This window comes from Bacteroidota bacterium (assembly GCA_039111535.1).
Lineage (GTDB): Bacteria > Bacteroidota > Rhodothermia > Rhodothermales > JAHQVL01 > JBCCIM01.
The window spans coordinates 1-9,562 of the sequence record JBCCIM010000231.1 but is presented as its reverse complement, the minus strand read 5'-3'; the positions used below and the strand labels follow the sequence as shown (position 1 = coordinate 9,562).

At 50.0% G+C, this 9,562-nt stretch carries 7 protein-coding genes; 1 reads left to right on the top strand and 6 read right to left on the bottom strand.

Translation table 11 applies throughout. From position 1 onward, the window contains the following. Positions 1-484 precede the first annotated feature (484 nt). Positions 485-748 (top strand): hypothetical protein, encoded by a 264-nt coding sequence (locus tag AAF564_23785; protein MEM8488590.1) that lies wholly within the window; start codon positions 485-487, stop codon positions 746-748. A gap of 21 nt (positions 749-769) precedes the next feature. Here the strand turns inward: AAF564_23785 and AAF564_23780 are convergent, their stop codons facing one another. The 6 genes from AAF564_23780 to AAF564_23755 form a co-directional block, all read right to left on the bottom strand. Then, complete coding sequence (locus AAF564_23780; GenBank protein MEM8488589.1) at positions 770-1,435, bottom strand: CBS domain-containing protein; 666 nt, start codon at positions 1,433-1,435, stop codon at positions 770-772. Positions 1,436-1,943: 508 nt separating this feature from the next. Beyond that, positions 1,944-3,245, bottom strand: a complete 1,302-nt coding sequence (gene hflX, locus AAF564_23775; GenBank protein ID MEM8488588.1) for a GTPase HflX — start codon at positions 3,243-3,245, stop codon at positions 1,944-1,946. A 23-nt stretch (positions 3,246-3,268) separates the two neighbouring features. Beyond that, positions 3,269-3,736, bottom strand: a complete 468-nt coding sequence (locus AAF564_23770) for a hypothetical protein (protein ID MEM8488587.1) — start codon at positions 3,734-3,736, stop codon at positions 3,269-3,271. Between the two features lie 288 nt (positions 3,737-4,024). Continuing rightward, the gene (locus tag AAF564_23765; GenBank protein ID MEM8488586.1) at positions 4,025-6,154 is read right to left on the bottom strand and encodes a BatA domain-containing protein; all 2,130 of its coding nucleotides are present in this window, start codon (positions 6,152-6,154) and stop codon (positions 4,025-4,027) included. Positions 6,155-6,258: 104 nt separating this feature from the next. Beyond that, positions 6,259-7,197 carry a peptidoglycan DD-metalloendopeptidase family protein gene (locus tag AAF564_23760; GenBank protein MEM8488585.1) on the bottom strand — a complete coding sequence of 313 codons (939 nt, stop codon included), beginning with the start codon at positions 7,195-7,197 and terminating at the stop codon, positions 6,259-6,261. 129 nt (positions 7,198-7,326) lie between these two features. Beyond that, positions 7,327-8,970 carry a T9SS type A sorting domain-containing protein gene (locus AAF564_23755; GenBank protein MEM8488584.1) on the bottom strand — a complete coding sequence of 548 codons (1,644 nt, stop codon included), beginning with the start codon at positions 8,968-8,970 and terminating at the stop codon, positions 7,327-7,329. Positions 8,971-9,562 lie beyond the last annotated feature (592 nt).

Sequence of the window (9,562 nt, the reverse complement as noted above, 5' to 3'; positions counted from 1 at the left end):
CCGGCCGCTTGCGAACCGCCTCCAGTCCTTCCAGGATATGAATATTAGATGCGCCATACCCGCTATTTCCGGGTTTTTCTTCAGTACTCATAGATTCCCTGTTTAGGGTTCAGGGTTAGCAATTCTGCCGTGTTCACAAAGTCGTGAACCAAACAAAACGCACCGGTCTTGCCGGTCACGTTATTTACCCTCAAAATACGGCAAAAAACGCATATTTAACAGGCTAATTCCAACGCACAGAAGCCTATCCGGTTCTCTTCCTGAAGTATTGGATGAAGATTAAAAGAAGGCAATAGTAGCCCGGGGCCCAGATGCCCTATCTCATTGGTTTATTTCAACTTATGCAAACGCGGGGATATGCACGTTTGAGGTGCATTGAACACGTCGGGGCGGGTGAGGCAAAAGCAGTAGGGTATGTATGTAAGCCTGCAGGTGTCTATCTCTGAAAATCCCTTGCAATACCCGCACAAAACCCAACGAATCTATGTCTAACCTGGTTACCCTCCGCCCCGGTGCCCGTGGCACCATTCGCCTCGTCCATGAGTACGGTGACAAGCTAATCTGCGTGCGTTATCGCTACAAACAGGACACACGGACCCGCATAAAAACGGTTGAATTGGTGGTAGACGAACGGCCCTGGACGCCACGCCGGCTCAAAGGGCAAAGGCGATGGCGCTATCTCGAACAGGATGATTCTCTGATAGAAGGGGCACGCCCGGCCAGTGGCGCAGAAAGCGTGCAGCGGTAAATATCTGACAGATGAAGCGCTCTAGACTTCCAGGTAGCGCATGAACTCCTGCAGACGATTCTTAAAGTCGTCGTCGTCGCGGTCGTCGCTAAAGGAGGCAACTACATGATAGCCATAGTGCTCAAGGATATGCCGCACACGAGACGTATCATTGACGTTCAGTTTGAGGGTAACTTTCATTTTACCGTCTGCTGAATCCGGGGTCTCGGTTGCGGTAGAGAGGATCTTGACGTCGTTCTGTTCGATGGTATGGGCAAGCTGCGCTAACGAATAATCCCGTCGATCAACTTCAAGCGCGATGATGGCGCCGGATTCCTGGGTAGACAACATCCTGGCAAACTGCTCAAAAATGTTGTGGCGCTTCACAAGCCCCATATAGCTCCCATCTTCCGTGGCGATGGGTAGCGCGGTTAATTTGTGGTCAACAATGACTTTGGTTGCATCGAATACGTGCGTATCCGGGCTCACACTCACAGGCTCCAGCCCCAGCAATGATTCGAGCGGCGCATCTGGCCCCATCGCATCAAGAAGCTGATTTTCAGAAATCAGACCAATTAGCCTGCCCGTGTTGGAAACAACCGGGAGGTGACGCACCCTTAACTCTAACATCAAACCAAGCGCGTGCTCGACGGAGTCGCTCGGCTGAAGAGGGGGCGTTATCTCACTGACAAGTGTCGTTATGGTCATGATGGAATCTCGTGTAGCAAATCTGGACACCAATGCGCTACATGGTGTCGTCGACGCTGTTTACAAAATTAGTAAAAACGCCTTTAGGTGATGCTTCTTGATACTGTCATACTGGCAGGAGTTTCGTGTAAGCTATGAACCTACAATCGCCATACCAATTTGCCAGTAGCCGGCACTAATTTTTCCGAGGAAGCTGTACGCTACTTCATATGATAACTGAACGCGGCCATGGTTACAGGAGTACAGGGCCAGGCCTGGCAAGTTGTGATCAGCACATCGCTAAAACTGGCTCTAATCGACCAAAGCGAGCCATTTTAAACCGAGGCACTTGCATCAGGCAGTTATCATATACTGCATTACGGGTGTAAAGAACAGTTAGATCCGAAGGGCAAGTGATGATATGCTAGATTAACAAATATTATGGGCCGAGGCAACCTCTGCACCGAACAAAATTAATCCCTTGCATATTTTCTTTTACATGGCTGCACAACAAAGTGCACAGCCAGGCTCAAGCTTCTTCTACAACTTTGTAATCGGCAAACCGCGCGACCAGTTGTTCTATCTCTACTTTGTGATAGGCTCCTGCACGAAAGGTTAATTTTGCAACCGCTAAAGGCGCAACATCCGGCTTACCGTTCCGTGCGTACATGTATTCCTCAGAGACGATGGCTGCAAGGTTACGAATTTTACTTATTGCTTTCGCTTCCATCAACGGAATAAGTGCAGTGTATTCGGTGAAGCTCGACTCTATCTCTTTGAGCACCTGCTCTTTCAATGCCGGCAATCCTATGCCTCGCAACGCAGACGTGAACACACTATTTTCGTACGCTTGCTTCAGGCCATTTATTATAGCCCTGTCTTTCAACCCATCCACTTTATTAAAAACCATGAGCATCGGCACTTCCAATGCACCCAACTCGCCAAGTGTCATTTTAACCACAGCAATGTGGTCCTCAAAACGCGGATGGGTAACATCCACAACGTGCAACAAGAGGTCACTTTCGCGCACTTCATCCAGCGTACTTTTGAAACTCTCGATCAACCTGTGGGGCAGTTTCCTGATAAATCCTACAGTATCCGAAAGCAAGACTTCTTTGTTGGGAGCCAGTCTTACCTGACGTGTTGTCGCATCGAGTGTGGCAAAGAGTCGGTCTTCTGCCAAAACCTGCGTATCGGCCAGGGTATTCATCAACGTAGACTTGCCGGCATTTGTGTACCCCACAAGCGAAATACGGGTGTACTGGTGCCGGCCTTTTCGCTGCGTTTTACGCTGCTTGTCAATTTTATCGAGGCGCTTCTTGAGCGTTGAAATACGGGTTGAAATCAGGCGGCGGTCCGTTTCAATCTGCGTTTCACCCGGCCCCTTGAATCCAATCCCCCCCTTCTGCCGGGAAAGGTGTGTCCATTGCCGGGTCAGGCGGGTGCGCAAATATTCGAGCTGAGCGAGTTCTACCTGGGTTTTTGCCGTAGCTGTTTTGGCTCGGCTGGCAAATATATCGAGAATGAGTGCAGACCGGTCTAATAGTTTGCACTTCAGGATTTTTTCGAGATTTCGTACCTGAACGGTTGAAAGGTCGTCGTCAAATATTACCATGTCGGCTTTATACGCCTCAGCCATGGCCTTGAGCTCCGTTACCTTCCCCTTCCCGATATACGTTGCTGCATTGATGCGGGCAAGCGACTGTACAAGCCGGTCTTTAACTTTTGCTCCGGCCGTATCCGCAAGCAATTCCAGCTCATTTAGAGAATCATCAACCTGTTCTCTGGTTGTACCCGATTGAATTACGCCGACAAGAATTGCTGATTCCAATCAATAACCTCTGTGTTGTACCGTTACCCGTAAGCCTGTTCGGGCATATAAGGCACTTTCTTTTCAATACTACGCGACACCATGCGATTGAATATGCGATTGTATGTATGGGGCACCTCTACATCAAACCTTGCATGGCAGCCCTCATCATCTACGTAGAGAAACGTGTATTGCAACGCAGCGCCTTTTTCGCGGACAAAAAAGTCTACAACCTGATTCCAGCACAGGACATTGCCACAGCTACTCATATTCCGAATGATCACAAAATCAGTGACAATGGTTGCTGCAGAGAGACGCATTGCGACGCACCAGCATACCCCACCAGCAAGATAACCCAAACCGAGGAACAGATAGAAACTACTATCGACAATGCCGGCGTAAATAACTGCGCCAAGGAAAATTGCCATAAACAAACCTGGCCAGCGAACGCCGGAAAACACGCCGCGCCGATACCAAATCATGCGCACAGGTTGTACGCGCATTCTGCTCATGACGGCACCAGCCATCAACAAACAGGTAGCGCTTACAAACAGCAGCAGAAGTAGAATGTGTGCTGTAAAAATCACTTTTCCGTTAGTTTCATTGACAAGGGGTGGAAATGAATCAACGAAAAAAAGCAACGCCCTTTTTCATGTACCTGAATACCACATTTTCTTGATCCAATACAACCCTACAACACAACATTTGGAAGCGCTTGCTCCTGTGTCTAAACAACACATACGCCAGGCTTCGCAGTGGATTTCTTGTACAGTGATCCCAGTGAATGGCAGCTGACTGCGTTATGCAGGCACAGCTTCAGGACGCCATTGCTTCGCCACCAACATTTCAGCGACTAAGAAAATCAACGCGAGCAGCAAAAAGACGTTCCATAACTCAACCCCGGTACGCTCTTCTTGCAACAACTCCATAGCGCGAGAAACGTCGCCGGCGGCAGCCGTGTCGAGCAAACGGACCTCCGCACCTGCTTCACCGGCAAGCTGGTCTACAGCCACATCAGACGCAAGTCGAGACAAGTCGGACTCCCGCACATCCAGGTTCAACGCCACCGTCCGTACCTGACTATCTCCAGAACGGACATCATAAATACCCGGTGTTTGTGCGGTCTCATCCAGTTCGAGGAGTGTTGCGCCTAACAGTTTGCGCTGTTCCGGCACTATCTCTTCTCCATCAGGCGCGACGAGACTTGCCGATGCGGTCTCTGCCAGGCCCGACAACCGTATTTCACCCGGTGCTCCGATAACAAACTGATCAGTTACTCCCCCGTCATTCGAGGACAGGTAGTACATACAACGATAAATCAAAGGAATAAACAAACCACGCTGGGGTAGATCACTCCATTGCAAGTCGGGTGCTACACCCAAGAGAAAAATACCGCCATTGCCAGACCTTACTTCCTGCAAAAATGGAAAACCATTGGACAAGGCAATCAGCGTATTCTCCGCACCACGCGCCGGCGAGTAATTCATCACATAATAGATCAGGGGATCCTCAACCGAAATTTGCTGCCTGAAGCCCTGCTGCTGATCAAACACCCCCTCAAACAAGGGGTGTTCGAGATCTACGCGATCAAAAGAGGCAATCGGCTGATTCGATGTCTTTGATCCGCTGAAGCCGCTAAACTTTCCGCCCCCCAGTGCAGATAAAAATCCGTTGTAATCCTGCGCAATGGCACCTTCTCCCGGGAAGAACAATACACCGCCGCCTCCTTCTACGTACGTCTTCAATGAAGAAATCTCACCGCTAGATAAACTTCTGGGGCCAACCAAAATTACGGCATCATACGTCCCAAGTCGCTGCATGGGCAGCCGCCCCTCCTGAATCGTTTCAACCTGAAAAGCAACACGGCCGCGGGTCAATTCCGGCGATAGCGCCAGTTCGAGAAAATCTGTTTGCTGTCCTTCCCCCTGGACAATCAGTAACTGACGCTCCTCAGGCACATGCAGGGTGAAGTGACGTATGTTGTCGCTGCCAAACGCATCGTCTTCAATTTGTACCAGGCCGGCAAGCCAGCCACGCTGCTGGGGGGTAACAGTAAAAGAAAGCTGCTTCGGGATTCTTGGCTGCAAGTCCTCCGAGGCCTGCGCCACCCGCTCACCATCAAGAAATACACTCGCCACGTATCCTTCAATAGGCTCAGCGCCATAATTAACCAGCGTGGCCTCCAGGCGGACAGGTTGCCCAACTTCAATGATCCGACTCACAACTTCGACCCGGGTGATTGCAACATTATTCTGCGTGCGCTCTCCCACGGGTAAGAGATAGGTTCGCACCCCGTCCATACCCATGCGTGCCGTAGAATCAGCGAAGGTCCGTTCTTGCAGATCCGAAATCAGATAAACTTCTTTGTTGATATTGGACGCGTCCAATACTTCTGTTGCAGCCCGCATCCAGGCGGCCGAGAGGTGATCACTGGCCGGACTTATTTCAATATCATCAATCGCATCCTGGGCGAGATTCTTCAGATTATAGGAGGCAGCATTTACACCAGACTCGTTGGTGGTATAGATAAAAATCTCATCGCCCGAGTCGGTCTGCTCAACAAGTGCCCGCGCCAGGTCTTTTGCCTGGTCCAGGTAAGCACCTTGTGCATCGCGCAGTTGCATGGATCTGGAATTATCAATGACAATCGCCATTGAGGAATTTGCCCGCTTCCCGAGACTACCGAGTCCACTTTGCAATGTTGGCCGCGCAAAAGCCAGCGCCAGGCAAGCAATGGCCAGCATCCGAAGCATAAGCAGCAGCAGTTGTTTGATGCGCACCCGCTGCATGGTGCTTTTCTGCAACTCTTTCAGAAATTCCAGCGAACTGAAATCAATTTTCTGGGGCCGGCGAAAATTAAACAGATGTATAATCAGCGGGATAGCAGCTGCAGCCAGACCGAGTAGCAGTAATGGGTTTAGAAAAGTCATCCTCGTAGCGTTTTTCGATGGGCCAGGCACTGGCCAACTGGCGGCGCAACACGTTGCCATGTAACACCTTCATACATGTGTTACAGCAGGAACGTTTCAAAAAATCAATTTGACGGGGCGCGTCCTGAAAACAGGCTATTGCGCACAAGAAAACGCTTATTAAATCGAACGGGCACACCTTCACCATCCAGAATCACACCCGCTTCACCACCACGCTCCGCATGCAAATGCAAATGCGGCTGTGATGAATGCCCAGAATTGCCAATCTGTCCAATTACAAATCCCACGGTCACATCCTGCCCAGGCTCTACCTTTACACTCCCTTCTTTCATATGTGCCAGCAAAACTTCCGCACCTTCACATGCAATAACCACATGGTTTCCGGCCAGGTTTGTTGTATCTCTCGCCGGCGGTATGTTATCTACATGCCCGTCTTCAGCTATCACAACCTGACCGGTACAGGGGGCATAAACTCTGTCGCCAAAAATCGTATACGCATTGAGTTCTTCCGGATTCAGACTCCTGGCCCGATTCCCAAAAGCATTGAGGCGCACAATATCTACTGCATAGTCCTGTGGTGGATAGGCATTATGGCCGTTGATCCAGCGATTGCTGCCACCACCGCCAACATAGTAAATACCTTCCCGCAAAGGATACGACAGCTCGATGGCCCCATCCGGCGCAATAGAGCCACGCAACATGGCCAGATTAAAAACCACAGCAACGAGAACCAGGAATCCCTTGACCCCAAAATTGATGTACTCTTTAACAGGATTCACCGGCTCAACCGGTTGCTCCTTTTTGCGATCGATGCAACGGTAGGCAACATAGGCCACAAGGCCGTAAACAGGCAGCAGTAACAAACGGAGGTAGTAGCTGAACCAGTCCCAGCGGGCCGTTTGAAAGACAAAGAGCAGTAAAACACCAACAAGAACGACATCCAACAGCCACTCCCGACGCTGGCTATATTCCCTTTTAAACAGGTCAATCAGAAGAATTGCCGGCAGCCCGAGTTGCAGAAAAAGTTGCACAAATAAAGACATCGCACCGTTGATACATCAAAAGGAAATGATATCCTGTGACAAAGCTAATCTACACGTTTAAGTTTGTGCTTGCGTGCGACACTGCATCAGCTAAAAGCCGCAAGCAACGCGCATCTTAAGCCTTAAACGTTATTCCGTTCTCACAAGCAGATGTGATTCGGTTTGATCTCCTTGCTGCAATCGGGTCATGTAATACCCTGAAGCAAGTTCTTCAGCATCGAGTTTGATGCTGTATGATCCCGGTCCCTGGGGCTGATCTATTAATCGTTTTACTTCCCGTCCGAGTAAATCATAGATAACCAGCGTTACATGTCCACGCTCTTTGAGCGAATACTCCAGTGTAGTTTCAGAGGTAAATGGGTTGGGGTATCCTTTCAGCAGGAGCTCGCGTTTTTCAAACGAGGTTGTCCGTTCGATAATATTGGTCACTCCTGGCACATTGGCAAAGATCGACGTCACCTTGTCATGATCGACAAGCCAGGTGTAAGCAAAACGTTTTCCGTTGGAAGTTACATCAGGGAAGCCTGAATCTAAAGACGGATCAGGGTCAAGTAAAAATGGTGTCGCTTCGGGCTGGCCGGCATGCGAAAAATAACGCCCCCATGCCCGCATGCCATCATCGTGGTGCTCGGTCCAGACTACCAAGAATTTCCCATTATCCAGCATAGCAACCTCCGGGCGGCTACCTGCTTCGGCATCAATGGCACCATTGCCGGCACTAATCTTGAAATTATCACCAACGGGTCGGCCCAGGTCGTCAAAACGTTGCCCATAAATATCACCAGCCTCACCTTCCCTGAAATCAACCCAAACAACAACACTGTGGCCGCTGGCATTCATAGCAACGGCAGGGCGATAGTTTAGCACGCCGGCGGTGTCATCCTGGTTGACCACCAATTTGCGCAATGCACGGTCTGTGTTGACATCTGAGAGGTCAGTAAAAAACTGAATTTCAATATCGCAGTCTTCTTCCAGCTTGCTATAGGTTGTCGGATCCAGCCCCTCGTCTTGCACGCTGCACCGCTGCCAACTGGAAACGTTGAACCAGCCATTGCTAGCAACATCAGCCCAGTTTCTGATTTGTCGTTTACCAGCTTGCGTTGTGCTCGTCTGGTTGACTTTGTACCGCCAGGCATCCGGGTCAATATACATCGTTGGCATTACATTGAGTTGCCGGCCATCGGTGCCAAAAAAAGTGTTGTCGACCATACTCAGGTCAAACCGCGGCATTGTATTATGGGCATCCTCAATCGAATTGTGGGACCGCCAGACGCAAGGTTCATCAGAAGCCGGCTGAAATTCTTCACCACCCTGGTCCATCAAACTCACACGGACACTGGAGATTTGTTTGTGCGCCCGGGTATCTGCTTCCCTAAACAGGCGAAATTGCTCCATCGAGAGCACAAGCAATCCATCTGAAGAGAAATCCATTTCTACATTGCGCAACCCATCCTCCATTTCATCAGGCAGCGCATTGAAGTCGTCTATACTTTGTGCGCTGCAAACCACTGACTTGGACAAGTAGAGTTTATCAGCTAACCGCTCGCTATCCGCGCCAAAACGCTGCACACCGATTTGCCATTCCTCAGCATCTTCCATTTTGCGCAGCGCCTCCCAGGATACTGCATACGCCCCCTCGGCAGACATGGCAATCCGCGGACGGTAGTAGACCAGCTCGCTATCAAAGTCAACTGTCGAAACGAGTTGCTTTTGCGCAAACGCAGCCTGTACAACCAGCAAAAGTAAAAGGGTCGTAGCTATACCTGTTCTCATCGCCCCCCGCATGCTGGTGTATATAACGAAAGAACGGACAACAGGTACTGCACAACGTCAGTTGCGAGGCAAGCTGCTGTAATAACTGTATATGTTGGCTGCACAGCAGATGCAGACAAAATCCCGTACATGGGGTTTTGTCCCATTAACCGAACAGCTCGCTTTACCCGGTGGGGGCAAGGGCTCTGCTTCATATCGACGGTTCAAAACCGTGGGATGCTTTTAACCAATGACAAACGTGTCAACCCAGACAGGTTGAACGCTCAGCACGGCGTGGGGGCACCCTTAGCTGCAAGTAATACGTGTTCAGGGTAACGTGGAGATGGCGCAAGAAGAAACGCAAGCTCTCCCGGTTGCATTTCGGGCTACACGATCGTTTGACTAGCTATACAAGCCGTGCAGCCCCTACTTCGATTGCTGCCGTAAGGTAGGTAACAGATAAAGACCAAACAAGCCTGTTTGAAAGAAAAGTGAAGCAAAAAACGCTTTTCAGGGCCTCTGGAAGCGTTTTTCCGTTCTATTCGAACAAATCACCCTCAAATCAAGCAGCCTTTAATCGAACGCTTATTCAACCGTATCCGCATACAGTTTT

Excerpts from the sequence above, each read along its gene's own strand:
- AAF564_23785 (MEM8488590.1), top strand. The coding sequence starts at position 485 with ATGTCTAACCTGGTTACCCTCCGCCCCGGTGCCCGTGGCACCATTCGC.
- AAF564_23780 (MEM8488589.1), bottom strand. The coding sequence starts at position 1,435 with ATGACCATAACGACACTTGTCAGTGAGATAACGCCCCCTCTTCAGCCG.
- AAF564_23770 (MEM8488587.1), bottom strand. The coding sequence starts at position 3,736 with ATGAGCAGAATGCGCGTACAACCTGTGCGCATGATTTGGTATCGGCGC.
- AAF564_23765 (MEM8488586.1), bottom strand. The coding sequence starts at position 6,154 with ATGACTTTTCTAAACCCATTACTGCTACTCGGTCTGGCTGCAGCTGCT.
- AAF564_23760 (MEM8488585.1), bottom strand. The coding sequence starts at position 7,197 with ATGTCTTTATTTGTGCAACTTTTTCTGCAACTCGGGCTGCCGGCAATT.
- AAF564_23755 (MEM8488584.1), bottom strand. The coding sequence starts at position 8,970 with ATGAGAACAGGTATAGCTACGACCCTTTTACTTTTGCTGGTTGTACAG.